This window comes from Methanomassiliicoccaceae archaeon DOK (assembly GCA_009911715.1).
Taxonomy (GTDB): Archaea; Thermoplasmatota; Thermoplasmata; order Methanomassiliicoccales; family Methanomethylophilaceae; genus Methanoprimaticola.
Genome location: CP047880.1, coordinates 1,429,175 through 1,453,811 on the forward strand (window position 1 = coordinate 1,429,175; position 24,637 = coordinate 1,453,811).

Below are 24,637 nucleotides of genomic sequence, written 5' to 3' on the forward strand. Positions count from 1 at the left end.
ATCCGAAGGATTGTATTTCACTATTATGTGCTATAATGGACAACGGAAAAGACGGTTGTCCATCTCTGGACAGAGGCTCATCTCTTGACGATGATGCACACGACATCCTCGTCCGCCACGACGTGGTCCATGCCCACGGTCTGGCCGGGGAACTTGGCGCTCTTGCCCCAGACCATCGCGTAGCGGAAGTTGTTCCTGAAATCCCTGTGGATGAGCTCGCACACGTCGCCAACGGTGTTCCCGCGCTTGACGATCAGCGGGATGTCCATGTCCGCCTCCTGGCCCTGGGGCTTGAGGTAGATGCGGATCATGTCGATGGTGTCGTAGAGGGCCTGCTTCAGGTCGTCGACCCCGTATCCGGTCGCCGCCGAGATCGGGACGCAGCGGTACTGCTTGTGCATCTCCAGGACGGCCTCCAGCTGTCCGGGCTTGGCCAGGTCCACCTTGTTGATGGCCATGACGGCCTTGATGTACACCCTGTTGCCCGCCAGCACGTCCAGCATCTGCTCCACGTCGATGTCCTCACGGACGACGACGGTCGCGTTCACGTGTCCGTAGGCCGATGTCATGTCCTTGATCGTGTCCACGTCGATCTTGGTGAGCTTCAGAGTCGGCTTCACCAGGATCCCGCCGTGGTCGGAGTGGGTGATGACGACGTCGGGCTTCTTCTGGTTCAGACGGATGCCCGCGTTGTACAGCTCCCTGAACAGGACGTTCATGTTGGGGTTGAATATGTCGACGACCAGGAGGATGACGTCCGCGGACCTCGCGGCGGCGATGACCTCCCTTCCCCTTCCCTTTCCGCGGGAGGCGTCCTTGATCAGTCCCGGCATGTCCAGGATCTGGATCTTGGCATGGTTGTACTCCATGACTCCGGGGACGACGTCGAGGGTGGTGAAGTGGTATGCACCCACCTCGGACTTGGCGCCGGTGAGCTGGTTGAGAAGAGTGGACTTTCCCACGGACGGGAATCCCACCAGAGCGACTGTGGCGTTCCCCGCCTTCTTGACGTAGAAACCCTTGGTTGGCGCCTTGGAGGAGCGTCTCTTCTCCTCCTCGAGGGTGAGCTTGGCGATCTTCGCCTTGAGCTTGCCGATGTGAGCTTCGGTAGCCTTGTTGTACTTGGTCTTGGAGATCTGGTCCTCCAATTCCTTGATCTGCTCCTCGATGGTTGCCATGACTCGCTCCGGGACTCTCCCATGCCCAACGCGTATTAAGCATTTGTTCAGCTGGAGTACATCTGGAGGTACTCCGCGACCTGCTCCTTGGCCTTGTCTGCGTCGATCTCCCCGTCCAGGTACGAGTCGGCGATGTCCCTGACGTTGGCGCCGATGGTCGAGATGTCCTCCTCGAGCCATCTCTGCACGAGCCCGTCGATGGCCTCGTCGCCCACGACGTCGCATGCATCGTAAATCGCGTCGCCGAAGATCCTCACGAAGTCCTGCAGGGAGTATATCCAGTCCCTGATGTCGTTCATCTCGTCGTCGTCACCGGACATCGAGTCCGCCTGGTCAACCAGCAGTCCGCTGACGTGCATAAAGTCCGTGCACAGCTCCAGCTGAACCCTGATGTCGGGCTCCACCTCCGGGTAGTCCAGGAGAAGGTTGAACAGCGTCTCCGCGACGATCGCGGCGTCCTCCGGCACCCTTATGAGCTCGGGCGTCTGGGCGAGGGCGTAGAACAGCGAGGCGATGAGCATGTTGGGTCCGGAGTCCTCCCCGTACTCCTCGATGAGCCTCGCGATGTCGGCGACTCCCCCAGCGTAGGCCTCCCCGTCGGCGATGCAGTCCACAAGCCATCCGGCGACCACGTCGTGCATGCACTTCTCGATCTCCGTGCTGGCGTCCTTGTTGGCGTCCAGGAGCTTCGCGAGCTCGTCCGCCGCCCCTTCGGCGTCCCCCTCGATGAGCATCGACTCTATCCTTTGGACGTCGGGGTACCAGGGCTCCCCGCTGTAGTCCGCGGGCTCGAACGACTCGTCCCCGATGGCTCCGGAGAGCTTCAGGGCGGATTCCACCACGGGTTCCACGGGCACGGCGTTCTCCACCGCCACGTCCTCGAACCTCTGTCCGCAGTGCATGCAGTAGCTGCTCTCGTCTTCGTCGTCGATCAGGGTCCTCTTCTCGCATCCGGGGCATATCAGGGTCAGGATGGCCATGCGCTCCCCATCGTCGTCCAGCGTTATATCCCCCTCGGTCCGGATGCGCTGACATAACGCGAAGCATGTCCGTCCCCTCCAATGCCTTTATAAACAGTACCTGTTACGTATGACCAATGACTGAAACAGTGGAGGGCAAGAAGTCACCGATGGCGGGATTCATCGACGACTTCAAGTCCCTCACCCCGAAACAGTGGCTTGGGATCGTCGCCGCCATTGCACTGGCGCTCATCCTCGAGATCTACATGGGCACGAACTGCATGGGATTCCTCGTGGTGGCCGTAGTGCTGTACATGATCCCCCACCTCCTGAAGGTCATGTCGGTCAAGGTCAAGACCGTGGTCGGAGTGATCTTCATCGTGGCAGCCCTCCTGCTGGGCACGTTCGCCTTCTCAGGCACCCTCGCCAGCAACGAGAATCTGATCAACACCGACAGCAACCAGATCAAGGACGTGACCTACGACGAGGCCACGGACACCATCGAGTTCTACGTCAATCCCGAGCTCGAGGGCGAGGACTGGGATGTCCTGGTGCAGTACGTCCCCGTGGTGGGCATATCCTTCGGAATGGCCAACCGTGCGGGCTCGGAGGCCGTGAACACGTACCTTGAACCGTCCAGCATGACATTGGAATCGGACGGATGGTACCACGGGACGATAACCGGCCTCGGGCTGCAGGACGGCCAGTACTACCAGATAGGCATAGGCATCATGGAGAACGCGCAGACGGAGTCGGAGTCCACGGCGGCATCGCTGGTGTTCTGGTACGACTACAATGCGGACACGACCATGATATGCCTGACCGGAACCGCCTACACCGTCGCGTTCGCCGCGATCCTGTTCTTCATGATCCTGGTGTTCTCCGCCATGATGAGGAGCAGCGCCGAGAAGACCCGCGCCAAGATGGAGGCCGAGGGAAGGCTGTACCCCCAGGGATACGGAAGGTGCAAGCAGTGCGGCGCCATGGTCCTGCCCGGAGAGGTCAACTGCAGGAAGTGCGGGGCGTACATCGACGTCCCCGACGAGCTCAGGGTGAAGAAGAAGGACTTCTTCCAGTGCTCCGAATGCGGTGCGGAGGTCCCCTCCGACGCGACCGAGTGCCCCAAGTGCGGAGCGAAGTTCGACGAGGCCCAGGAGAACGTCGTCGTCCACGCCGACGGAACCGAGGACATCTCCACCGAGAGCATCGTCTGTCCCGAGTGCGGAAGCACCGTCCCCTCCAACGCGGACTGGTGCCCCAAGTGCGGCAAGATGCTCAAGGACAAGAAGCAGTGAGCCTAAACCCCGGCGGGGAACCGCCGGGGACTTTTACCCTCCGGGAGGAGGGGCGTGTTTCTCAAGAATCGCTAAAAGTGACGGAAGGGATTTCCGCGCAGGGCACGGCCCCGCGCGGGTGGAATGCGATCACTTCTTCCTCTTGCGGAAGGTGACCTTCGAGTCCTTCATGTTGATGACGGCGTCCTCGAGCTTGGTGATGAGGTCGCTGGAGGTCTGGATGAGGTCCCATCCGACCTGCTTGGCCATGACGGCCTCGCCGTTGATGAACAGCCTGGCGCTGATGCTGTACTTGCAGCTGTCCCCATCGTCGTTGTACCTGGAGACGTGCATGTTGAAGGACTCCGGCTTGTAGATCTTGGAGATCTTGGCGACCATGGCCTCGATGTCCTTGTAGATGGCGTCGACGGCGTCCTTCTCGTTGTCCTCCAGTCCGCTGATCTGCACGAAGAGCATGTCCCTCTCCCTGCAGGCGGCGAGCAGCTCGATGATGTCGTACTCGGTGATGACTCCGACCAGGTCCTTACCCTCCACCACGGGGAGGGTGGAGATCTTGTTGTCCATCATCATGTCGACGGCGACGGAGATGTCGCTGTCCCACGGGATGGTCTTGACGGATGTCAGCGCAATCGACTCGACGGTGATCTGGGAGCGGGCGCTCTTCTCCAGGTCCCCGATCGTCTTGTTGTCCTTCTTCCAGTTGTTGTCGATGATCTCCCTCATTCCGACGATACCGACGACGTTGTTGGTCTCGTTGACGACGGGGATGGTCCTGTAGTCCTCGCGGATCATGATCTCCAGGGCGTCGTCCATCAGGTCGTTGACCTTCACGGACTCGACGGGGTTGCTCATGATCTCCCAGACCTTGATCTCCTTCAGGGCCCTGATGTCCCTGACGATCTCGATGAGCTTCGTCCTCCTGATGACACCGACGACCTTCTTGCCGTTTACCACGGGAAGCTGCCTGCAGTTGTTGGAGACCATGAGCTCCGAGATCTTGGTGATCTCCATGTCGGGCGACACGGACGGGAGCTGACGGATGAAGTTCTTCACCTTGGCATCCAGGGTGACGCTCTTCTTCCTGAGGATAGAAGCGTAACTGACCATCCCCACGAACTCCCCGTTGTCGACGACGGGCACGTCCTGGTACTTGGTCTCTCTCATGACCGACAGCGCATCCGAGATGCGGTCTTCCGACGAAACAGTCGGGAAGTCGACGGACATAACCCTCTCGATGGAGATGCCGTCGATCTGCGATCTGAGCATGGTAATCTTCTTCAGATCCTCTAGGTCCTTTACAGCCATAGAATTCACCTCTGGATGATGATACGATGTGCTCCGGATATAATGGTTGTTAATTGTAACATCCGGTTCTACGTAAAACCAGGTCCGGACTGCGGAATCCGAAAAGGAAGGGGTTTGTGGTTGGGGTTTGTCGTCGCCGGAGCGACGGTGACTGCGAGGTATTAAATATCTCAAAGCTCGGCGAAGGGCTTGCCAGCCAGCAGGTCGTCGACGATCTCCGCGACCCTGTCGACGGGGATGCGCTTCTGCTCGGTGGTGTCCCTGTCGCGGATGGTCACTGTACCCTCGGCGGCGCCTCCCGGGAGGGAGTCGTAGTCGACGGTGATGCACCACGGGGTGCCGACCTCGTCCATGCGGGCGTACCTCTTGCCGATTGTTCCGGAGCCGTCGTAGTAGGCCTCGACCCTGTGGGAGTGCACCTTGGCGTAGATGTCCCTGGCCATGTCGTCCAGGCCGTCCTTCTCCATCAGGGGGAAGACGCCGACCTTGATGGGGGCGACGGCGGGGGCGAGCCTAAGGACGGTGTAGTCCTCCTTCTCGTCGTGCGAGTACGCGTGCTCCAGGACGGAGTAGAAGATCCTGTCCAGTCCGTGGGAGGGCTCGATGACGTGGGGGATGACGCGCTCGCCAGCCACCTTCTCGGTCACCTTGGCGACCTCGAAGTACTCGTCGGTGAGCTCGATGTCCTCGCCGTCGACGTTCACGGTGAGCTTCCCGTCCCTGACGGCGGAGGGATCCATGGACTCCATGGCCGCGGCGATCGCCTTCGCCTTGCCCTTGAAAGTGGGTCCGAGGGCCTTGTGCTTGGCGCGGATCTTCTCCACCTCCATCTCGCGGGGCTCGTCGAACCTCTTGAAGTGCGTAAGGTCTGCGCCGGAGAACTCGGCGTGCCTGGAGAGGTCCCAGCATCCCCTGTCCGCGATACCGACGATCTCGGTCCATCCGTAGGAAAGGAGGACCTCGGCGTCCCAGCAGTCGGCGGCGTAGTGGGCCATCTCGTCCTGCAGGTGCTCCCTGAACCTGAGCCTGGCGGGGTCGATGCCCACGCGGGTCAGGAGCTGCTTCGTCGTGTAGACGAAGTATGCCAGCACGCGGTTGGCGATGACGCCCTTCTCGACGGCCTCCTTGACTGTCATCGTGACGGGCTCGCAGGTGGTGTTGGGGATGAGGTCCAGGGTCTCGTTCTCGATCTCGTGGAACCTGGGCCAGTCCTTGTCCTCGGGGTCCACGAAGAGCTCGACCTCCATCTGGTTGAACTCCCTCATCCTGATCATACCCTGGCGGGGGGCGATCTCGTTCCTGTAGCTCCTGCCGGTCTGGATGACCCCGAGGGGCATCTTCTCCCTGTTGTACCTGTAGAGGTTGGGGAAGTTCACGAATATGCCCTGGGCGGTCTCGGGCCTGAGGTATCCGACACGCGTGGACCCGGGGCCGATGTGGGTCTTGAACATGAGGTTGAACTCCTCGACCGGACCGAGGTCGCCGCCGCAGTCGGGGCACTTGATGTTGTGCTCGACGAAGGCCTCTTCCAGCTGCTTGGCGGAGAGGACGTCGGCGTTCTCGTAGAAGTCCTTGACCAGGTGGTCGGCCCTGAAGGGCGCCTGGCACTTGGTGCAGTAGGTGAGGAGGTCCGCGAACTCGTCAACGTGCCCGGAGGCCTTGAAGACCTCCCTGGGGTTGACGGTCTCGGAGTCGATCTCGACGAAGCCCTCGCGGCCCTTGTAGATGGACCTCCAGACCTCGACGATGTTGTTCCTGAGGGAGCATCCCAGCGGGCCGTAGTCGTACATGCCGGCCACGCCGCCGTAGAGCTCGAAAGAAGGCCAGATGAACCCTCTGCGTTTGCAGAGGGACATCAGGTCGTTGGCGTTTGAATCACTCATTGATATTACCTGAGAGGGCGCATAGCACGTCTACATCATAAACCATGCCCACGAGCTCGTCCTTGTTCCCGTGGACGGGAATCTGTCCGAAGTCGTTGGTCAGCATGATCTTCGCCACCTCAGATACGTTCGTCTTCTTGAACACGGTGTAGGGGTCCTTCACCATGAAGTCCTTCACCTTCCTGTCGTCCGACATGTACTTGTCGGTCGCCGTGTAGAACAGCGGGAGGACGTTCCTGGCACCCGCCATGTTGCCCACGTCGGCGATACCCAGGGCCTTCAGGTCGTCGGTGTTCTTCACCTGGTCGCTGAACAGGTCCCTGTCGGTCAGGATGCCCACTAGCTTCCCCTGTGCGTCGAGCACGGGCAGCGCGGGGACGTCGCTGATCCTCATCGCCGGGATCGTGTAGGTGAGGGGCTCGTCCTCGTACGCGGTGACGCATGTGGTGCGGATCACGTCCTCGGCGAGCAGGTCGGTCTTCATCTCCTTGACGAGACGGAGCATGTCGGTGGGTGTGACGATGCCCACGAGCTTGCCGTTGTCCACGACGGGCAGCCTGTGGATCCTCTTGGTGCTGAAGATCCTCGCGGCCTCCTCGATCGTGGTCTCGGGCGTCACGGTGATGCAGCCCTTCTTCATGATGAGCGAGAGCTGGTCCTCGTCGAACTTCCTGAACACGTCCCTCCTGGACACGACTCCCATGAGTTTGCCGTCGGAGGAGCGGATGACCGGCAGTCCGGTGAGCCCGTTCCTTACCATGATGTTGATGGCGTCGCTGCGGCTCCCGGGCACCTCGACCACGATGGGGGCCGCCGTCATTATGTCTGCTACTGTCCCGCTCATCTGCTTCCCCGCCTCAGTTGGCGTTGGCGTCCTCTGCCCTGACGACCAGGACGGGGCACTGGGAGGCCCTGACGACCCTCTCGGCGACGCTTCCCATCAGGAGCTTGGACATGCCTGTCCTTCCGAGGGTTCCCATGACGATGATGTCGTAGTTAGCGGACTCGTCCAGGATGACCTTGACGGGTGCTCCCTCCTTGACGGAGATGGCGACCTCGACTCCCTCCTGCGTTCCGAGGTCGCGTACGTAGTCCACGGCCTCCTTACCCTCCTTCTCGAGGGTGTTGTACACGTTCATGACTGCTGTGTCCATGGGCATGTTGGTCAGGATGGTCTGATCGAGGACGTACAGGGCTGTGACCTTTCCGCCAGACAGCTTGGCCAGCTCCATAGCCTTCTTCACTGCGGCCTTTGTGTACTCGCTTCCGTCCGTCGGCACGAGAATGTTTGTAAAGCTCATTTTCACAACCTCTTTGTATTTTCATCCAGAGCGACAGCCTCGGGCTTCCCGCCGAGGGCCGACAGGGCGTCGAAATCCTCCGTCGGGATGACCGACAGCACGTCCGTTCCGTTGTGATTCAGTATGTTCCTGTGTTGATTTAATATCTTGCCCGAAAGTTTCCATAGGGCGCTCCAGACCGTCTCGGGATCCCCTCCCTGGGCCTCGGCCGTCCGGGCGAACTCAAGCGCCTCGGCGACCATGTCCGGGCTGCGTATCATGCCGTTGTCCGTGCCTATCGCCAGATCCGCCCCGAGTGCCTCCGCCCTGGCTATCGGCGGGACCTTCCCGAAGTACCTGTTGGACGTGGGGCATACGACGATCGGGACCTCCGCCTCGGCGCACTTCAGTATGTCCGAGTCGGTGGCCTCGCACATGTGGACGACGAAAGCCGGGTCCAGGGACAGTACGAAGTCTATGTCCTCGCGGACCCTCTCGCTGACGTGGATGGCGAACACCATGCGCCGCTCCCTGATGGCGTCGGCAACCGCCTCGATGTAGCCCGGGTCCATGTCAGACACGCTGGATATGCCGATCCCGTCCGCCACAGACAGTATGTCGTCGATCTCCTCGGGGTCGAACTCGGGGGACACCGGGCGGCCGAGGATGACCGCCTCCGGCGCGCTCTCCCTCAGCATCCTGCATCCGCGGGCCCCTCCCTCCCTGAAATCGACGAAGGTGACCGCGCCCGAGGCCCTGGAGTCGCGGGCGAAGCGGGACATGTTGGATGATATCTCCGTGTCAGGTGCCTCCCTGAGGTAGCGGTGCTTCAGCCCGTCCGGCGGGGCGACCAGCTCCTGCAGCGACATCCCGGGCGGCACGCGGAGGCCGTAGTCGGCGCAGTGCGTGTGGCCGTTGACCGTGTCCATGAGGACTATCCCCCTGCGGTCTGGCCGGACCGGGCACTCCCCGCCGCCGACCTCCACCGCCCTGCCATCCTCGACGATCAGATAACCCGGGCGGAACCCCCTCCTGTCGGAGACCATGCCCTCCAGTGCGTAGCTGCCAGAACATTCCATGCGGACGTAATGCCACTTGGATTCATTAACAGTTGGTGACAACCCTTAAGTTCTGGAGAATTGTGGAAAGTCCAGGTGAACAAATGCCGACAGTAGATTCCAGTCTCTGCGTGGCCTGCGGCGCGTGCGCGGACGCCTGCCCCCAGGATGCGATCACCGTCGAGGACGTGAGCGTCATCGACGCCTCGAAGTGCGTCGACTGCGGTGTGTGCGTCGACGAGTGCCCCGCCGGAGCCATCTCCGAGTGAGACTGACGGAAACAAAACAAAAGGGGAACGGGGACGACCCCTCCCCCACCTTAGCACCCATCCGGGCTCATGCCCAGTAGGGCTTCTTGACGAACTTGTACGCCATGAGCACCGCCGTGGTGGCCTCTCCCATGGCCGTCGTGATCTGCTTGAACTTACCGGGGTAGCTGACCACGTCGCCACAGGCGAACACTCCGGGGCGGCTGGTGGACATGTCGAAGTTCACCTTGACGAGACCGTCGTCCGTCAGGTCCAGGTCCCACTTCTTGAGGTCGTCCAGGTCGGCGGAGATGCCGATGTTGATGACCGCCAGGTCTGTGGGGATGTCGAACTCCTTGCCGTCCTGGGAGACGGTCACGGACTCGACGTGGTCCGTCCCGTTGATGGACACGAGGTTGGCGTTCATCACAGTCCTGATGTTGCTCTTCTGAAGGCTCTGGACCGTGGACTCGTCGGCCCTGAAGTCGGGCCTCCTGTGCACTATGGTGGTGTCCGTGACGGTGTCGGCGATGAGGGCCATGTCGATGGCGCTGTTGCCGCCTCCGAACATCGTGACCTTCTTCCCGACGATCTCCTCCTTCGGGGGCAGGATGTAGGTGACGCCCTTCCCGAAGAACTCGTCCTCCCCGGGGCATCCCATCTTCTTGGGCTTGAAGCTGCCCATCCCGATGGCGACTATGACAGACTTGGCGTGGTACGAGCCCTTGTCGGTGTTGACGATGAGCTCCCCGTCCCCGTTGACGATGGTGTCGACCCTCTCGTTCTCCTTGATCTCGCACTCGACGGACTCCGCCTGTGCGTAGAGCTTGTCGGAGAGCTTCCTGGCCTGGATGGTCTCGAAACCGGGATAGTTGTGGATACCCTTCTCGGGGTAGAGGCTCACGAGCTGTCCTCCGACGCGCGCGGAATCGATGATCAGGGTCTTCATCATCTTCGACCTAGCGTAGATTCCGGCGGTGAGGCCCGCGCAACCTGCTCCAACTATTACCACGTCATAGCACATTGGAGCCACGAAATCATGTCTTAATATAAAAATATGGATGCCCTTAATTCGATAGCTGGTTCAATTTCGGCAATTTCTTCAGAATCACGATGCTTTTTCTACGAATATCGTAGCCGCGTTGTGACAATCAGCACAACGCCGGAGCCGTGGACGATGTAAACGTGTCTATAATCCGGACCCGACCCGGCACTCCTTTATAGCGAATGAGAGCAGATTACGTTGCAGGGGTAAACATGGAACAGTCGGAGATATACACCGAGACGATCATGAACATGATTCTGGATGCCATAGACGACATCATCATCCTCCACGACTCCGCGCACACGGTGATCTGGATGAACAGGGCCGGCGAGAAGGCGTTCGGCAGGAACGTCGACGAGGTCATCGGGATGAAGTGCTACGAGCTCTTCGGCAACACCACATCATGCTCCGACTGCGTCGTGAACGCCTCCAACGTCGGGAGCCGCGTCAACAGCATCAAGCGCAGAGTCATCCCCGGCACCGGGATCCAGTGCGACTGCTCCGCCATTCCGTACTACAAGAACGGCAAGCTGGAGCTGGTCGTCCAGCACCTGCGCCCCGTCTGCCCCGCGGTCGTGCCGACACAACCTTAATTAAATGAAGAGGGGATTCACGCCGCATGACATTCGAAATCGCTGACTACCTCGTGGTCATGGCCGTCGGAGCCATCTACTTCATCATCCTCGGCATCGCCAACCTGAAGAAGACCGACTCAGAGTGAGGTGGGCCCCTTGGTCCAGCTGACCGAGCCTATCGTCAGGATGATCAAGCATCCCGACACTAACAAGGTCCTGGCGACCGCCTCCCCTGACGGGAGACCCCACATGATAGTGTGCGGCAGCCTCGACGTCTCCGAGAGCGGTAAGATCGTCGTGGGCGAGGCCTACATGTACAGGACCGTCAAGAACCTCGAGGCAAACCCAGAGGTCGAGTTCCTTGTGTGGAAGGGCAACTCCGCCTACTCGATCAAGGCGAGGGCCGTGTCCAGGGAGACATCCGGTCCAGAGTTCGACAGGATGTCCAGGTTCCTGGACCGCATGAACATGGCGACGGTCGCCGTGTGGGAGTTCGAGGCCCTGGAGGTCTGGGACGAGAGCGCATCCAGCACCTCCGGCAACAGAGTGATCTGATGGAGATCGTCAGGTTCAGGCAGATCAGTCGCGTCCTGTTCTTCGTCGGCGCGGTCGTGATGGTCCTGGGGATAGCCGTCTACATGCTCTGGAGCGAGGCGGGCGGCGTCGTCATGCTCATCGCGGGCATGGTCGTGGCCGTCATCTCCCTGTCCATAACGCGCCTGTTCTCGGCCTACGACATGAGCCACTGGCTCGACAGGACGAAGCCTCCGAGGGAGGACTGAGAAACACCTTAACTCAAAAACTTTCGATCGTTATGTTGTTTGATGCGGGCGTGAGCCCGCGTTGTGGTGTCAGAACCTGCTTCTGTCCCTCTCCTCGGGCTTGTGCTTCCTGAAGCAGTCCCTGCAGTAGACGGGCCTTCCCTGGGTGGGCTTGAAGGGAACCTCGCACTCCGCTCCGCAGTCCGAGCAGACCGCCTTGAAGAACTCCCTGGGCTTGTCCCTGTCGTATCCCCTGTCCCTGTAGCCTCCGTATGCCATTTTATCTCCTCTTGGTGGAAGGTACCCCAATAATGCTCCGTCCCGAAGGGCCGGATTTTACCAGAACGCCTCTGGGGGTGAATCTCGGCTCGGATATAATTCACTTATTGGGGAACGGCTGGAACGCGACGGGGATGTCACAGCGTCCCGCAGTCGGGGCAGATCCACATGCCCTTGTAGCAGACCATCATCTCGCCGCATCTGGGACAGACATGGGAGCGGCTCCTCTCGGTGCCCACGACCTCCTTCTTCGAGAGGTCGGCGTTGGCCCAGGCGATCAGGGAGTTGAGCTCCCTGGCGCGGTCCGTCTTGTCCGGACCGTAGAACTGGAGGTTGTCCGTCTCGTTGTAGAGACGGGTGCGCATCTTGGCGAGGGCGCGGGCCACGTTGTTGAACGTCGCCAGCTTCACCTTCTCCAGAGGAAGGACGTTGTTCCTGTACCTGACGTCCAGGTACTCGATGCTGGAGTCCAGGAACCTCTCGAACTCGCCCTCGTTCGGATAGACGGGGACGGACAGTATGAGGTCCCGCTTGGGTTGCAGGGACGGATTCCTGGATATCACGCGGTCGAGGGCCACCCTGACGGCGGACCTCATCTCGCCGCCGACCTGCCCGTAGATCCTGCGCAGGTGCGGGACGTCCTCCTCCCTGGCGACCGACGCCATCCTGGCGGCCGCCTTCATGAACTCGTTCCCGGAGCTGTGGTCCATCACGTCGAAAAGCTGGGGGATGAGCTCGTCGTCCCTCTGGATTGTGCTGAGGTATCCGATGCAGGCGAGACGGACCCTCTCCGAGTCCTTCTGCCTCATCTCCCTGACCTTCCCGAGCACCGCCCTCTCATGGACGTCGGAAAGCAGGAGGACGGTCTCGGCCCTCACGCGCTCGTCATCGCAGTCGAGGTAGCCGCTGACGATGGGGAGCTTCTCCGCATCGTAGTAGTTGACAAGCCAGCGGTCCTCGGAGATCGAGCCGGGGCGACCGGCGATGACCCTGTCCACCGCTTCTATGAAGCGCTCCAAGTACTCGACCTTGGTTACGGACATCGGACGCCCCTTGGAAGATGATTTCAGATGTCCCTGGAGTCCAGGGCCTGCTTCAGGAACCTGACCTCCTCGTCGGAGAGGGTGATGCCCTTCCCCATCTTGACGTGGTCGGGGGACCACTCCCTGATGTCGTACTTGGGGTCTCTGTCGTTCCAGCTGATGAGGTTGAGCTCCTTTGTCCAGCCTTTGGATGATTCGGAGAGGACCGCGATCTTCTCCACGATTTCGTATTTGATTTCGACCATCGTTTTCCCGTTCGGGCGAATGCACGCCTTTATTTTAAAGCTTTATTTTTTCTTAATAGGGACGACCGCCGCGGGATCCTTCCGATGGTCCGCGGCCTCATGGCAATGGTTATATCCCTGGCGAGTAGAATGTCAATCACGGATTGATGGAATTGTCACGACAATCATTGAAACCGAGGGGCGTGTGAGCCCATGGAACCAATCACGATCGCATACATCGCCATCATCGCGGTGCTCCTCGTGTGCTCCGCGTTCTTCTCGATGTCGGAGACGGCCTTCACCAGCGCCAACCAGGTGAGGCTCAAGAAGATGGCGAAGGACGGGGACAAGAGGGCGGAGAAGGCCCTCGGGATCCTCGAGGACTACGACAAGTTCCTCACCACGATCCTCATCGGAAACAACCTCGTCAACATCGGAGCGAGTTCCCTGGCCACCACGACCATAGCGATCATCCTTGTGTGGATGAACGACTCCTCGGTCTCACTGGTGTCCACCGTGGTCATGACGATCATCGTGCTGATATGCGGTGAGATCACCCCCAAGACCCTCGCGAAGAGGAACCCCGAGAAGTACGCCCTCAAGGTGTGCGGGGTCGTCAGCGCTGTCGAGAAGCTGTTCTCCCCGGTCTCATGGCTGTTCACGAAGTTCACCAACGCCATCGGCAACAGGGTGGGCGCGTCCGAGGCCACGATGACCGAGGACGAGCTCGAGGTCATGATCGACGACATCGAGGAGGACGGCGTCCTGGAGGAGAGCGAGAGCAGGCTCATCAAGTCCGCCATCAGGTTCGACGACACCCAGGTGGGCGAGGTCTTCGTCCCCAGGGTCGACATCGTGGGGATCGACGCCGGCGCCTCCAACGACGAGCTCCGCGTCAGGTTCAACTCCACCGGCTTCTCGAGGATCCCGGTCTACGACGGCAGCATAGACAACATCATCGGAGTGGTCTACTCCAAGGACTTCTTCTCCGCCCTGTTCGGCACCGAGCCGTTCACGATCAGGAGCATCATGAAGCCCATGAAGTACGTCCCCGAGACCATGAGCATCGCCGACATACTCAGCGACTTCCAGAAGTCCAAGGTCCACATGGCCGTGGTGCTTGACTCCTACGGGGGCACGATGGGCATCGTCACCCTGGAGGACATCCTGGAGGAGCTCGTCGGCGACATATGGGACGAGAGCGACGTCATCCAGCTTGACGTGACCCCGATCGGGGAGAACAGATACAAGGTGAAGGGGGACGCGAACATCTTCGACACCATGGAGAAGCTGGGCGTCGAGTTCGACCCCGGAGAGTACGACGACTACTCCGTGACCGGCTACGTGTTCTACAGGCTCGACCGCTCACCCCTCAGGGGCGACACGGTCGACGTGGGGAACGTCAGGATTAAGGTGACCGCCGTGAAGGGACGCAGGGCCACCGAGTGCGAGTTCGAGGTCCTCCCTCAGGAGGAGTCCCCGGAACCCGACGAATGACCTTCCAGACCCGAGAGGAACTCCGTGAGGATCCTCTCGGCAACCTCCTTCCTGGCGGGGTGCGACTGCACCTTGCCGGTTATCGCTATGACATCGCCGTGATGGGCCACCTCGTACGAGCCCAGGACGGCCTTCTGCTTGTCGAGCCTCATGTAGAACACGCAGTCCTCGTCGACGCGGTTCCCGATGTCCGCGACGATCCACTCCCTGATCTCCGGCCCTAGCCTCTCGAACAGGTCCCTGAACTGCCTCTGCTTGGTGAGCCTGGCCTCGAGGATAGTCATGGTGTTGCCGTGCTCGCTCTCGGTCGGCTCCTCGGAGTACTCGGCGTCGCCGAGCAGCTCCTCCATAACCTCCTCCAGGAGCTCCTTCCTCTCGGTGGCGTAGCAGAACGTCTGCACCCTGATCCAATGGAACGTTGTGGCCGGCATGTCACTCGGCCTCCTGCTGAACGTCGCCGGATCCCTGGGCATCCTCCGCGGGCTCCTCGTCCGGCGCCCTGGGGATGAGCCCGAAGACCCTCTCGGGTTCGGACGTGGACACGACCACCACCCTCTTCCCCATGAGCTTCATGGCGACACCCTCGTCGTCCCCCACGCGGGAGAAGGACCTGTGCTTGACACCCTTCAGGTTCCAGTTGCCGTAGTTCCTGATCTCGGTCAGGTCGCCCTGGCGGACGTCTATGACCTCTTCTCCCCTCACCACGGTCTTTCTGAACACGTAGGTGATCTCCACCCTGTCCTCGTAGACCTCGAGGTCCAGCCTCAGGACGAGAAGGACCACGATTATTATCACGAATATGATGGCCGACGCCGGGATCGTCCAGGATGGCATCTGGGTGTCCAGGACGTACTGTGAGAACACCATGAAGGCGAGGGTTGCGATGAGGACGGCCGCCGCGAGATACGCGAGGTTCCTCGGCAGTATCGGGCGGGACTCCCTGTAGAGAGGTTCCATGCCTCCGACGAACATCCTGTGGATAGATAAAACGAGATGCTGGACTGGTTTCCGACATATGCAAAGATTTATATTCCACCTGTCTATCATGGGGTTTGCTGGTCCCATAGCTTAGTTTGGCTTGAGCGTTCGGCTGATAACCGGAAGGTCATGCGTTCAAATCGCATTGGGACCACCACTCTCTTCTTTCATCGATTCTCTTCGTCACAGTCCCTGTTGTTCGACACCGTCTCCCGTTCCGAGAGCATCTTTTGCATCCAATCGATATCGCATCGTGAATTGTCCCGCGGCGTCGCGCAGAGCATGAGAATGTAAGCGGGGGCGGAGCCCCCTGAACGGTTTTGGATCAGTCATCCGTCTCGGGGAGCTTCAGCCCTCCGAGGCACTGGCAGAGGCAGGTCAGCATGGGGTCGTCCTCGAGGTACTTCTCGAAGTCCGGGTTCCACATCTCGATGCCGAAGACCCTGCCCTGGTAGATGGCGTAGAAGTACAGCAGCGCGGGGGCGGAGAAGTCGGTCTCGTCCACCTCGTCGTTCCAGTCATCGAACGCCTGGTTGACCGCGTCGGCCACGTCGGGCTCCATCCCCTCGGTGACGTCGTCGTCCATGGGGTAGACGTAGGCGTCGGTCTCGTCCAGATAGTCGTACTCGTAGAACAGGGAGTCGATCCCGTGGGTCTTCATGAACTCGGCCATGTACTCGGGCGTGTTGTCCCCGAGGATGGCGAAGGCCTCGTCGGGAGCCAGGAAGTCCGTTACCTCGGTCAGCTTGAAACCGTTAGCCTGGGCGAAGTCGGCGACCTCGTCCTCGTCCATGATCGGAGTGTATCCGGCGTAGTCCTCATCAGACATGATGGAGGGAACGACGGCGCCCTAGATAAGGTGTGCGCGGGGACACACCGACGATATGGGATGGAGGGGTTTGGAAGGGTGCGGGGACGACCCCGCTTGGGAATCACTGTGCCTTCGGCGCCTCCGGCTCCGGGTCGTACATGTACTTCCTGCAGAACGGGATGATCATGCCTCCGATTCCGTTGCCGACGATCACCAGGAGTATGAACACCAGCGCGTCCAGGGTGAAGACGCCGGCGGAGCAGAAGTAGAACATGTCCGCGATGGAGTGCTCGAACCCGGCCAGGATGAACACGGGCACGCAGAACAGCAGCGCGAGGAAGCTGTTCCTCTGCTTGAAGAAGTCCACCGCGATGAACATCAGGACACCGCAGAAGACCCCGCGGAACAGCACCGAGTACCATTCCAGAGCCAGCTTGTTGTCGACCAGCGTCGTCGCCACGTCGTAGGGCATCATCAGCCCGGTGATCAGGCACCCGACGAAGTTCCCGACGATTATGACTGGCATGTACCAGAGGAACGAGGGCGGGTTCTCGACTATGTACCCGACCTTCCCCGTGTACAGGTCCAGCTTGAACGCGACGACCGTCATGAGGCCGATGGCGAAGAGAACCGCCCCGACCCACTTCACATCGTTGTAGCATCCCAGGAAGACGCAGCACCCGATGGAGATCATCATCCCCGCCAGGATAGCCCTGACGAAGCTCCTACCGTACTTCTTAGCATCCATCCGATCACAGCTCGTGGTAGAACAGGATGATCGTGTGGTACTCGCCGTCGGAGGCCCTGAACCCGCCCGGGATCATACCCAGGCGCCTGAAGCCCTCCTTCTCGTACAGGTGAATGGCGGAGGCGTTCTCCTGCACCACGGCGTTGAACTGCATGACCCTGAATCCGAGCGACTTCGCCACGGACAGGGAGTCCCGCACCAGCATCGAGCCTATGCCCTTGTTGCCCATCCCCCTGGCGACGCAGTAGGATGCGTTGCAGATGTGCCCGCACCTCCCCACGTTGTTGGGGTGGAGGATGTACAGCCCCACGACCCTGCCGTCGAGCACCGCGACACCGCAGTGCGACTGCGACCCGAAGAAACCCTCCGCCTCCTCGGGCGTCAGCGGCTCCTCCTGTGGGAAGGCCATACCGCCCTCGACAACGGCGTTCCATATCGCAGCCATCTCGGGCAAATCGCCCGGTCCATAAGCCCTTACCGCGACATCCATGACGTGTGCATCGGGTCATCCGTTCTTAAGTCATGCTGGTCCGTCCCCGGGGCGGTCCATGGCGGACGCCGCCTCCCTGGCCAGCTCCCTCTCCATCCTCCTGCGGTTGAAGAGGACGGAGTCCATGAAGATGACCCAGCATATCTCCACGACTATGGACGTGGCTATGGCAACCATGGCGTAGGCCGCGAGGGGACCCAGCGTGGCGGCGCACAGGGCTATGGCTATGCCCTTGTTCTTGTACGACGCCATCAGGATGTCCGCCACCCTCTGGCCCCACGGCAGGCCGGCCCTCTTCTCCGTGACCTCTATCGCGCTGCCGAGGCCGAAGGACCTCAGGGCCGCTATGACGGCGAACGCGGCGAGGATCGCCGGCGTGGACGAGGAGAAGTTGGTGGACCCGACGGAGAGCCAGACGAGCACGAAAATGCAGCAGTTCATGAAGATCGCCATGAAGTCCCTGCTGAGCTGGAACCTGGTCAGGAGCCTCGACACGACCAGCGGGATGCCGATGATCTCCACGACGGCGAGGACCACCTGCGTGATGTCGACCTCCTCCCCCAGTGCCAGCCATACGACGAACGGCACCCAGACGAGGGACGCCACGTAGACGTATATCGTTCCCCTGGCGGCGTGCTCCATGTCTCCCCTGAGGATGTAGGAAAGCGGGGCGACGGATGCCGCGAAGGGCGTAGCTGCGATGAACACGAGGCCGGCGGCCTCCCTCCCGAACTCGGTGTCCCTGAGGAGGAAGTACCCTGCGAGCGGGATCAGCGACGACAGCACCAGACCCATGAAGACGGCCCTGAGGACGGATCTCCAATGGGCCACCGGGCTCAGGTTGGAGAACGTGTACCTGGACAGGGACAGTGTCATCATCACGGCAAGGAGAAGCACGGTCAGGTTCGACCTGACGTCCGTGGTCAGCGTCTGCGACGGGAACACGCCCACCACGTTCGTGAGCAGGGCGATGATAAGCGCCATGGACATCATGAAAGCGCTGCTCTTCAACAGGTCCTTCGGTGTCATCCCCACCCCGGAACCGTTACGTGTTCATAACAGTCGCCCCCGCGGGAGCGTCGACCGACATCGGCGGCGAATGTCCATAACGGGGTGTCAACGCGCCTGAAAGCTGGAAATAGGCGGTATCGGCTATAAAATTCCTTAGGGTCACCCATCCAACTCTGCGCTGTATGAAATACTCAGTCGCCCTCTTTAAAATAAGTAAGAGGCGAGGGAGAATGGAGGCGAGGATAAAGAGAAGGTCGGGCTCCTGCGGGTTCGACCCTCCGGATTCTTTCCCGGGGGACGTGATACGTTACCACGGGGTCCCGCCCGAGCACCCATCCCACGCCGTGCCCCCCGAGGGGCCGCTGTTCCACGCGACCATGGACGGCGAGATCCTGCAGAGCTACCTGACCTGGAGGGCAGAGGTCTCGGAGCACGGCGAGGCGGCCCCGCACTAGCCCTTCGTATGGCTGAGGATCTGCGAGCTGATCAACGACCCGCTAACCGAGTGGGAGGACGCCCTCTCGGAGGTCCTGTGGATGAACGGCCGCTTCTCCGACTCGTACACGCTGTCCGTGCTCACGGCCAGCGCCGCCAAGGACATCTGCCTCCTGATGAGGCGCAGATGGCCCGAGCAGGTCCTGTGGACCGGAGGGTACCTCAGGGACGCGTCCCTGGCCGAGGCGCTGCTGAGCGACCCTGTGCCGAGGATCCCCTTCGGGGTCATCTCCAGGGCCTGCGGGATGGACTGCCTGAAGAACGTGGAGGACCGCGACGCGTTCTCCGAGACCTTCTCCAAGTGCCTCGGGTACATCGTCGCCATGGAGAGGACGGAGGACCCCCACCTGTTCGGAGGGGAGTGCTTCACGGACAGGAAGGTCCTGCTCTTCGACGGGTTCGCCTACTACGGGGACCCGGAGTACGCCTCGGCGAAGGTGCTGAGGCGCGACGGGCCCGGGCGCTGGGGTGACATCCTCCGCGGCCTGGCCGCCACCGTGTACTCGGCGGTCCACTGGGACCACGACGACATCCCCTGGAGGGAGGCCCTGCTGCTGACCGACGCCCAGGCCGAGAGGGTCAGGCTCGCCATGGAGGACGAGTCCTCCGGCGACGGGGAGAGCCTCGTCCGCAGGGACCCCGCCGAGTGGGGGCCCGCGGTCCAGGAGGACGGGGACTACCCGCTGAACCCGATCGTGTTCGAGGACATGAGGGCGAAGATGTCCCACCCCCGCAAGGACTCGCTGAGGGCTTCCATAAGGATCCACAGGGGCCAGTCCGGGCGCAGGGACGTCCCGTACGTCCCGTCCGACCACTGGTGCGCCAGCTACGACGAGATGACCCACGAGCAGCTCGAGTACTACCTCTCATGGAGGGCGGACGCGCTCAACGGGGTCTACAGGGACACCGACCGCGGGTACCTCTGGCTGTTCCTGTGCGAGGCCGTGGACTCCGAGAGCGACCCCAACCGCCGGCTCTCGGTGCTCAACGGCGTCCTCAGGGCCTACGGCGGGTCATCCGACTCCATCAAGGGGCTCATCACGAGGACCGCCCAGGACTACGCCATAGCCACGGGCCAGGACCCGCCGTGGGACGGCTCCGAGAGGGACCAGCTCCTCCTGCTCTGGGTGAAGCTGGACATCGTCCCCATCGGGCGCATCCCCGTGGAGATGGCCCTGCCCTACGCCGACCCCTCCGTGACGTCGTACATGAAGAACCCGTCGGACTACGACGCCGCGTTCAACATCGCCCTCAAGGCGCTGTCTTCCAACATCTACGACAGGACCGGCAAGAGCCTGGCCGAATGCATGACCGGGAGGACCAAGACGGTGTACAGGAAGCTGTTCCCCGGACTGTCATCCGACTGGGGCAGCTGCAGCATGACGATCTGCGACATCAGGCCGACCAACGGCGGCGGGAGGATCCTCACCGCGGCCCTCAAGGCTGCCATCAGGGCGGTCAACGTGCCGCAGGGCCTGAGGGCCCCGAGGCGCCCGACCGGCCTGATCAGGGAGAGGTGCCTCCTCATAATGGAGTCCGAGCTCATGGCGTGGACCGAGAGGCAGGAGCGCGCCAGGAGGGTCGAGAGGATCAGGAGGGAGGCCGCCTCCATAGTGCTGGACAGGGCGCTGGTAACCGACGCCGAGACGGACCTGGCGGCGGTGAGGGACATGATGGGCACGGAGGACGAGGAGCCCCCCGAGCCCGAGCACGCGTCCGAGGTGCCCCCGGCACCCGCGGAGGCCACAGAGACCACACCCTGGGACGACCTGGGGAACAGCCTCGACGAGGGCCAGAGGGGATACCTGGCGGCATCCCTGGACGGCCGCGGCGAGGAGTTCGCGAGGGACGCGGGAACGACCGCCGTCCGCTTCGAGGACGGCATAAACGCGGTCGCCATGGACACCGTGGGCGACCAGATAATCGAGGACGGGAACGTGTTCGACGAATACGCCGACGACGTCCGCCGCATACTCGCGGCGCATCCCGTCGAGATCGGATGAGAGATACCGAGAGAGTAAGGAGAGATTGATGACAGAGATACCCAGGAGGACGCTCGTGACCATGATAAACGCGCTGTCCTCCGGTGTGGTCCCCCGCAGGGGACTGGAATACATAGCCGTCGGGAGGAGGAGGGAGACCGAGACCTTCGTGAACGACCTGGAGGACACCGCCGAGGGCGGCGGGGCGTTCAGGTTCATATCCGGGAAGTTCGGGAACGGCAAGAGCTTCATGATTCAGATGGTCCGCAACTACGCCATGGACCGGGGGTTCGTCGTCATGGACGCGGACCTGGCGATAAACCGCAGGCTCACCGGCAGCAAGAAGGAGGGCCTCAACACCTACAGGGAGCTTGTCCGCAACATGGCGGTCAAGTCCCGTCCCGACGGAGGGGCGCTGGAGCTCGTCCTCCAGAGGTGGATCGACGAGGTCCGCCAGAGGATGTCCGCCGAGAGGAACCTGCCGCTGAAGGACATCCCGGCGGGGGACGTGGCAGAGAGGCTCGCCAGGGAGACCTCCGCCATGAGCGGCCTGACATACTACCAGGACTTCGCGGCCGTGGTCTCCGCATACTGGCGCGACGTCTCCTCCGGCAGGGAGGACATGCCCTCGCTGCGCTGGCTCAAGGGGGAGTACGAGCTGAGGTCGGACGTCCGCAGGGACCTCGGCATCACGAACATGGTGAACGACACCAACTGGTACGACTTCATCAAGATCTGGGCGGAGTTCGCCCATCGCATAGGATACAAGGGGCTGGTCGTCTTCATCGACGAGGGCGTGGTCCTGTACAAGATCCAGAACAGGGTGGCGCGCAGCAACAACTACGAGAGGCTGCTGTCCATGTTCAACGACATAATGCAGGGGAAGTCCTCGCACCTCTCGGTGTACGTGTGCGGGACCCCCGAGTTCATCGAGGACCCCGACAGGGGGCTCTACAGCTACGAGGCGCTGAGGTCCAGGCTGGTGGCCGGCAGGTTCGAGAACGGCTACGACAACTACCTCGGCCCGGTGATCAACCTCAGGCCGCTGACCAACGAGGAGGTCTTCGTCCTCCTCAGGACGCTGCGCGGGATGCACGAGCAGCGCTACGGCTACAGGTCGGAGATCGACGACGCCATGCTGGAGACGTACCTGAAGACGGTGACCTGCGCCATAGGCCAGGGCATGGTCACCCCGAGGGAGATCACCAGGGACTTCATCAGCCTGCTGGACACCATGCACCAGAACCCCGACGTGACCTTCTCCCAGCTGGTGGAGAACAGGACGGTGTCGCCGGACCGCGACCCGGACGACGACCTCATCGAGGACCTGGAGGTATGACGGACCACACCGGGCGCATGCCCGGCTTCGTCCTCGACCACCTGCACAGGAGCGGGTGGACGGCCTTCCGCGATGTCCAGGAGAGGGCGTTCGACGTCCTCTTCGGCACCGACCATCATCTTCTGATAGCCTCGGGCACGTCCTCCGGGAAGACGGAGGCCGCGCTCATACCGGTGGTGTCCTCGCTCTTCTCTGACCCGGTTGACGGCATCGGCGCGATGTACGTCGGACCGACCAAGGCCCTCATCGACGACCAGTTCGCGCGCATGGAGAGGATGCTCAGGGAGTCCCGCATCCTGGTCAACGGATGGCACGGGGACGTCGACGCCAACAGGAAGGAGAGGCTGCTGGCGGAGCCCGAGGGCATCCTGCAGATCACCCCCGAATCCCTGGAGGGCATCCTGGACAACCACTCCGAGGACGTCCCGCGCATGTTCGGCTCGCTGAGGTTCGTCATCGTGGACGAGGTGCACTCGTTCATGGCCTCCGACAGGGGGCTGCAGCTCATGTGCGAGATCGGCAGGATCAGGAGGGCCTGCGGATGCGCCCCCAGGATGATCGGGCTCTCCGCGACCCTCTCCGACACCGCTGCCGCCGCGGAGTGGCTCACGTCCGGCGCCGAGGGGGAGGCCGAGGTCGTCGCTTCCGACGACCGCAGGTCCTGCCGGGTCGGCATCAAGCACTTCCGCTTCCCCCCGGAGTACCCCGAGGGAGGCAGGAGGAGGGAGGTCTCCAGGTACTACTCCGAGCTGTTCAGACTCACCGACCCCTACGCGTGCATAGTGTTCACCAACAGCAGGGCCGGGGCGGAGAGGACCGCCAGGTCCCTGGCGAGGGTGTCGGAGGCGAAGGGGTCCCGCAACCCGGTGAGGGTCCACCACGGCTCCCTGTCCGGCAGCATGAGGAGGACCGCCGAGGACGACCTCAGGGGCGGGTTCCCAGCCACGGTGGTCGCCACGGTCACCCTGGAGCTGGGCGTGGACATAGGCGGGCTGGACCGCGTGGTGCAGATCGGCGCCCCGTACTCCTGCTCCAGCCTGGTGCAGAGGATGGGCAGGTCGGGCCGCAGGAACGGCAGGCAGGAGATGGTCATGTTCTGCAACGACGACGATGGGGAGTGGCGCCCCGGGATCGAGGGGGTCTCGCTGGAGCTCGCCAGGGGGATCGCCGAGACCGAGCTGTACCTGGGCGAAGGCTGGACCGAGCCCGTGTCCCCGGACCCGCTGCCCTTCGGCCTGCTGTTCCACCAGACCCTGGCCGCGCTGAAGGGGGCCCGGAGGTACATGAGGTTCGGGGACCTCTGCGACGAGGTGCTGTCCCTGAGCCCGTTCTCATCGGTCACCACGGACGACTACAGGCTCCTCCTGAAGCACATGATCAACAAGCGCACGCTCATCCAGACCGAGGACCTGACGCTCCTGATAGGCCCGAAGGCGGAGCCCGTGGCCTTCGGAAGGGACTTCTCCGCCGTGTTCGAGGTGAGGGACGAGACGGAGATCCGCGCCGGCGGGAGCACCATCGGCACCGTGCAGGGGAGCCCGGAGCCCGGGGCGACCGTCGCCCTGGCCGGCAGGGTCTGGAGGGTCGTCCGCCGCGGCGACGGATGGGCCGAGGCGGTGGAGACGGACGGCGAGGCGGACGCCAGGTGGAGGTCCGACCCGCCGGACATCCACACCAGGGTGATGTCTAAGGTCAGGGAGGTGCTGCTCTCGGACGACGACTACCCGTACCTGGACTCCTCGGCCAGGGAGGAGCTGGGGGCATCGAGGAGGGCCTTCCGCGCCTCCGGCGCCGGGGACGTGTTCGTGCCCACCGAGAGCGGGTTCGACATCTACCCCTGGCTTGGCACGGTGCAGTTCGACACGCTGAGGCGCATGCTGGGGCGCGTCGCGGGCGTGAGGGTGTCGTACGCGTACAGCCCGCTGGTCATCGGGGTGTCGACCAGGCTGACGGTGACCGAGATCCGCAGGGCGCTGGAGTCGATCCGCCGGGACGACGACCCGGTGTCGCTGCTGGACGACAGGGAGTCCCTGAGGCTGGAGAAGTACGACGGGTTCGTTCCCGAGGCGCTCCTGGCGGACGCGTTCTGCGCCAGGAGGATCGACTGGGACTTCGAGCTGTGACCCGGATCTTCTTGAAAACGTCTGACATCG

General features: G+C 62.1%; 27 protein-coding genes and 1 tRNA gene. 11 read left to right on the top strand and 17 right to left on the bottom strand.

Translation table 11 applies throughout. The features are described 5' to 3' along the window. Positions 1-77 precede the first annotated feature (77 nt). Positions 78-1,178, bottom strand: a complete 1,101-nt coding sequence (locus JS82_07140; GenBank protein QHK17894.1) for a GTP-binding protein — start codon at positions 1,176-1,178, stop codon at positions 78-80. Between the two features lie 47 nt (positions 1,179-1,225). Further along, the gene (locus JS82_07145; protein QHK17895.1) at positions 1,226-2,158 is read right to left on the bottom strand and encodes a hypothetical protein; all 933 of its coding nucleotides are present in this window, start codon (positions 2,156-2,158) and stop codon (positions 1,226-1,228) included. A 116-nt stretch (positions 2,159-2,274) separates the two neighbouring features. Here JS82_07145 and JS82_07150 point away from each other — a divergent pair, with 116 nt between their 5' ends. Further along, complete coding sequence (locus tag JS82_07150; GenBank protein QHK17896.1) at positions 2,275-3,432, top strand: zinc-ribbon domain-containing protein; 1,158 nt, start codon at positions 2,275-2,277, stop codon at positions 3,430-3,432. A 129-nt stretch (positions 3,433-3,561) separates the two neighbouring features. On the opposite strand, the gene JS82_07155 is transcribed toward JS82_07150, so the two are convergent. The 5 genes from JS82_07155 to JS82_07175 form a co-directional block, all read right to left on the bottom strand. After that, positions 3,562-4,737: a CBS domain-containing protein gene (locus JS82_07155; protein QHK17897.1), complete on the bottom strand. Its 1,176-nt coding sequence runs from the start codon at positions 4,735-4,737 to the stop codon at positions 3,562-3,564. 170 nt (positions 4,738-4,907) lie between these two features. Beyond that, positions 4,908-6,593, bottom strand: a complete 1,686-nt coding sequence (glyS, locus tag JS82_07160) for a glycine--tRNA ligase (protein QHK18428.1) — start codon at positions 6,591-6,593, stop codon at positions 4,908-4,910. 19 nt (positions 6,594-6,612) lie between these two features. Beyond that, complete coding sequence (locus tag JS82_07165; GenBank protein ID QHK18429.1) at positions 6,613-7,443, bottom strand: CBS domain-containing protein; 831 nt, start codon at positions 7,441-7,443, stop codon at positions 6,613-6,615. Positions 7,444-7,477: 34 nt separating this feature from the next. Further along, on the bottom strand, positions 7,478-7,921 hold the full coding sequence (locus JS82_07170) for a universal stress protein (GenBank protein QHK17898.1): 444 nt from the start codon (positions 7,919-7,921) through the stop codon (positions 7,478-7,480). Positions 7,922-7,923: 2 nt separating this feature from the next. Next, positions 7,924-8,979, bottom strand: coding sequence for an amidohydrolase family protein (locus JS82_07175; GenBank protein QHK17899.1), 1,056 nt, complete (start codon positions 8,977-8,979; stop codon positions 7,924-7,926). An 83-nt stretch (positions 8,980-9,062) separates the two neighbouring features. Here JS82_07175 and JS82_07180 point away from each other — a divergent pair, with 83 nt between their 5' ends. Then, positions 9,063-9,227 carry a 4Fe-4S dicluster domain-containing protein gene (locus JS82_07180; GenBank protein ID QHK17900.1) on the top strand — a complete coding sequence of 55 codons (165 nt, stop codon included), beginning with the start codon at positions 9,063-9,065 and terminating at the stop codon, positions 9,225-9,227. 67 nt (positions 9,228-9,294) lie between these two features. Here the strand turns inward: JS82_07180 and JS82_07185 are convergent, their stop codons facing one another. Next, on the bottom strand, positions 9,295-10,230 hold the full coding sequence (locus JS82_07185) for an FAD-dependent oxidoreductase (GenBank protein QHK17901.1): 936 nt from the start codon (positions 10,228-10,230) through the stop codon (positions 9,295-9,297). 233 nt (positions 10,231-10,463) lie between these two features. Between JS82_07185 and JS82_07190 the strand changes: the two genes are divergently transcribed. The 3 genes from JS82_07190 to JS82_07200 all read left to right on the top strand — a co-directional run bounded on the left by JS82_07190 (position 10,464) and on the right by JS82_07200 (position 11,608). Then, positions 10,464-10,844 carry a PAS domain-containing protein gene (locus JS82_07190; GenBank protein ID QHK17902.1) on the top strand — a complete coding sequence of 127 codons (381 nt, stop codon included), beginning with the start codon at positions 10,464-10,466 and terminating at the stop codon, positions 10,842-10,844. Between the two features lie 138 nt (positions 10,845-10,982). Beyond that, the gene (locus JS82_07195; protein QHK17903.1) at positions 10,983-11,381 is read left to right on the top strand and encodes a hypothetical protein; all 399 of its coding nucleotides are present in this window, start codon (positions 10,983-10,985) and stop codon (positions 11,379-11,381) included. Next, a complete protein-coding gene (locus tag JS82_07200; GenBank protein QHK17904.1) occupies positions 11,381-11,608 on the top strand; it encodes a hypothetical protein in 228 nt (75 codons plus the stop codon). Before JS82_07195 ends, JS82_07200 begins: the two co-directional genes overlap by 1 nt. A 69-nt stretch (positions 11,609-11,677) precedes the next feature. Here JS82_07200 and JS82_07205 read toward each other — a convergent pair whose 3' ends face one another. From JS82_07205 to JS82_07215, 3 genes are all read right to left on the bottom strand, one after another. Then, positions 11,678-11,866 carry a hypothetical protein gene (locus JS82_07205; GenBank protein ID QHK17905.1) on the bottom strand — a complete coding sequence of 63 codons (189 nt, stop codon included), beginning with the start codon at positions 11,864-11,866 and terminating at the stop codon, positions 11,678-11,680. 137 nt (positions 11,867-12,003) lie between these two features. Further along, positions 12,004-12,909, bottom strand: a complete 906-nt coding sequence (locus JS82_07210) for a hypothetical protein (GenBank protein ID QHK17906.1) — start codon at positions 12,907-12,909, stop codon at positions 12,004-12,006. A gap of 23 nt (positions 12,910-12,932) precedes the next feature. Further along, positions 12,933-13,154, bottom strand: a complete 222-nt coding sequence (locus tag JS82_07215) for a hypothetical protein (protein ID QHK17907.1) — start codon at positions 13,152-13,154, stop codon at positions 12,933-12,935. Positions 13,155-13,346: 192 nt separating this feature from the next. Here JS82_07215 and JS82_07220 point away from each other — a divergent pair, with 192 nt between their 5' ends. Further along, entirely contained in the window at positions 13,347-14,630 is a 1,284-nt protein-coding gene (locus JS82_07220; protein QHK17908.1) for a DUF21 domain-containing protein, read from the top strand. On the opposite strand, the gene JS82_07225 is transcribed toward JS82_07220, so the two are convergent. Beyond that, positions 14,600-15,061, bottom strand: a complete 462-nt coding sequence (locus JS82_07225; protein ID QHK17909.1) for an exosome protein — start codon at positions 15,059-15,061, stop codon at positions 14,600-14,602. The genes JS82_07220 and JS82_07225 overlap by 31 nt on opposite strands. A gap of 1 nt (position 15,062) precedes the next feature. Beyond that, a complete protein-coding gene (locus JS82_07230; protein ID QHK17910.1) occupies positions 15,063-15,587 on the bottom strand; it encodes a hypothetical protein in 525 nt (174 codons plus the stop codon). A gap of 100 nt (positions 15,588-15,687) precedes the next feature. Here JS82_07230 and JS82_07235 point away from each other — a divergent pair. Next, positions 15,688-15,765: transfer RNA gene (locus JS82_07235), tRNA-Ile, on the top strand. Positions 15,766-15,933: 168 nt separating this feature from the next. Here JS82_07235 and JS82_07240 read toward each other — a convergent pair. From JS82_07240 to JS82_07255, 4 genes are all read right to left on the bottom strand, one after another. Continuing rightward, on the bottom strand, positions 15,934-16,437 hold the full coding sequence (locus JS82_07240) for a hypothetical protein (GenBank protein ID QHK17911.1): 504 nt from the start codon (positions 16,435-16,437) through the stop codon (positions 15,934-15,936). A gap of 103 nt (positions 16,438-16,540) precedes the next feature. After that, a complete protein-coding gene (locus tag JS82_07245) occupies positions 16,541-17,167 on the bottom strand; it encodes a formate/nitrite transporter family protein (protein QHK17912.1) in 627 nt (208 codons plus the stop codon). Between the two features lie 4 nt (positions 17,168-17,171). Continuing rightward, entirely contained in the window at positions 17,172-17,657 is a 486-nt protein-coding gene (locus tag JS82_07250) for a GNAT family N-acetyltransferase (GenBank protein QHK17913.1), read from the bottom strand. A gap of 30 nt (positions 17,658-17,687) precedes the next feature. Beyond that, a complete protein-coding gene (locus tag JS82_07255) occupies positions 17,688-18,686 on the bottom strand; it encodes a Na+-dependent transporter (GenBank protein QHK17914.1) in 999 nt (332 codons plus the stop codon). Between the two features lie 212 nt (positions 18,687-18,898). On the opposite strand from JS82_07255, the gene JS82_07260 reads away from it, so the two are divergent. The 4 genes from JS82_07260 (at position 18,899) to JS82_07275 (ending at position 24,607) form a co-directional block, all read left to right on the top strand. After that, positions 18,899-19,123, top strand: a complete 225-nt coding sequence (locus JS82_07260; GenBank protein QHK17915.1) for a hypothetical protein — start codon at positions 18,899-18,901, stop codon at positions 19,121-19,123. Between the two features lie 81 nt (positions 19,124-19,204). Beyond that, the gene (locus JS82_07265) at positions 19,205-21,166 is read left to right on the top strand and encodes a hypothetical protein (GenBank protein QHK17916.1); all 1,962 of its coding nucleotides are present in this window, start codon (positions 19,205-19,207) and stop codon (positions 21,164-21,166) included. A 28-nt stretch (positions 21,167-21,194) separates the two neighbouring features. Next, positions 21,195-22,484 (top strand): biotin carboxylase, encoded by a 1,290-nt coding sequence (locus JS82_07270; protein ID QHK17917.1) that lies wholly within the window; start codon positions 21,195-21,197, stop codon positions 22,482-22,484. Then, positions 22,481-24,607, top strand: a complete 2,127-nt coding sequence (locus tag JS82_07275) for a DEAD/DEAH box helicase (protein QHK17918.1) — start codon at positions 22,481-22,483, stop codon at positions 24,605-24,607. Before JS82_07270 ends, JS82_07275 begins: the two co-directional genes overlap by 4 nt. Positions 24,608-24,637: the final 30 nt, after the last annotated feature.

Coding starts and splice junctions, on each gene's coding strand:
- JS82_07140 (QHK17894.1), bottom strand. CDS start 1,178: ATGGCAACCATCGAGGAGCAGATCAAGGAATTGGAGGACCAGATCTCC.
- JS82_07145 (QHK17895.1), bottom strand. CDS start 2,158: ATGGCCATCCTGACCCTGATATGCCCCGGATGCGAGAAGAGGACCCTG.
- JS82_07150 (QHK17896.1), top strand. CDS start 2,275: ATGACTGAAACAGTGGAGGGCAAGAAGTCACCGATGGCGGGATTCATC.
- JS82_07155 (QHK17897.1), bottom strand. CDS start 4,737: ATGGCTGTAAAGGACCTAGAGGATCTGAAGAAGATTACCATGCTCAGA.
- glyS (QHK18428.1), bottom strand. CDS start 6,593: ATGTCCCTCTGCAAACGCAGAGGGTTCATCTGGCCTTCTTTCGAGCTC.
- JS82_07170 (QHK17898.1), bottom strand. CDS start 7,921: ATGAGCTTTACAAACATTCTCGTGCCGACGGACGGAAGCGAGTACACA.
- JS82_07175 (QHK17899.1), bottom strand. CDS start 8,979: ATGGAATGTTCTGGCAGCTACGCACTGGAGGGCATGGTCTCCGACAGG.
- JS82_07180 (QHK17900.1), top strand. CDS start 9,063: ATGCCGACAGTAGATTCCAGTCTCTGCGTGGCCTGCGGCGCGTGCGCG.
- JS82_07185 (QHK17901.1), bottom strand. CDS start 10,230: ATGTGCTATGACGTGGTAATAGTTGGAGCAGGTTGCGCGGGCCTCACC.
- JS82_07190 (QHK17902.1), top strand. CDS start 10,464: ATGGAACAGTCGGAGATATACACCGAGACGATCATGAACATGATTCTG.
- JS82_07200 (QHK17904.1), top strand. CDS start 11,381: ATGGAGATCGTCAGGTTCAGGCAGATCAGTCGCGTCCTGTTCTTCGTC.
- JS82_07205 (QHK17905.1), bottom strand. CDS start 11,866: ATGGCATACGGAGGCTACAGGGACAGGGGATACGACAGGGACAAGCCC.
- JS82_07210 (QHK17906.1), bottom strand. CDS start 12,909: ATGTCCGTAACCAAGGTCGAGTACTTGGAGCGCTTCATAGAAGCGGTG.
- JS82_07215 (QHK17907.1), bottom strand. CDS start 13,154: ATGGTCGAAATCAAATACGAAATCGTGGAGAAGATCGCGGTCCTCTCC.
- JS82_07220 (QHK17908.1), top strand. CDS start 13,347: ATGGAACCAATCACGATCGCATACATCGCCATCATCGCGGTGCTCCTC.
- JS82_07225 (QHK17909.1), bottom strand. CDS start 15,061: ATGCCGGCCACAACGTTCCATTGGATCAGGGTGCAGACGTTCTGCTAC.
- JS82_07230 (QHK17910.1), bottom strand. CDS start 15,587: ATGGAACCTCTCTACAGGGAGTCCCGCCCGATACTGCCGAGGAACCTC.
- JS82_07240 (QHK17911.1), bottom strand. CDS start 16,437: ATGTCTGATGAGGACTACGCCGGATACACTCCGATCATGGACGAGGAC.
- JS82_07245 (QHK17912.1), bottom strand. CDS start 17,167: ATGGATGCTAAGAAGTACGGTAGGAGCTTCGTCAGGGCTATCCTGGCG.
- JS82_07250 (QHK17913.1), bottom strand. CDS start 17,657: ATGGATGTCGCGGTAAGGGCTTATGGACCGGGCGATTTGCCCGAGATG.
- JS82_07255 (QHK17914.1), bottom strand. CDS start 18,686: ATGACACCGAAGGACCTGTTGAAGAGCAGCGCTTTCATGATGTCCATG.
- JS82_07260 (QHK17915.1), top strand. CDS start 18,899: ATGGAGGCGAGGATAAAGAGAAGGTCGGGCTCCTGCGGGTTCGACCCT.
- JS82_07265 (QHK17916.1), top strand. CDS start 19,205: ATGAACGGCCGCTTCTCCGACTCGTACACGCTGTCCGTGCTCACGGCC.
- JS82_07270 (QHK17917.1), top strand. CDS start 21,195: ATGACAGAGATACCCAGGAGGACGCTCGTGACCATGATAAACGCGCTG.
- JS82_07275 (QHK17918.1), top strand. CDS start 22,481: ATGACGGACCACACCGGGCGCATGCCCGGCTTCGTCCTCGACCACCTG.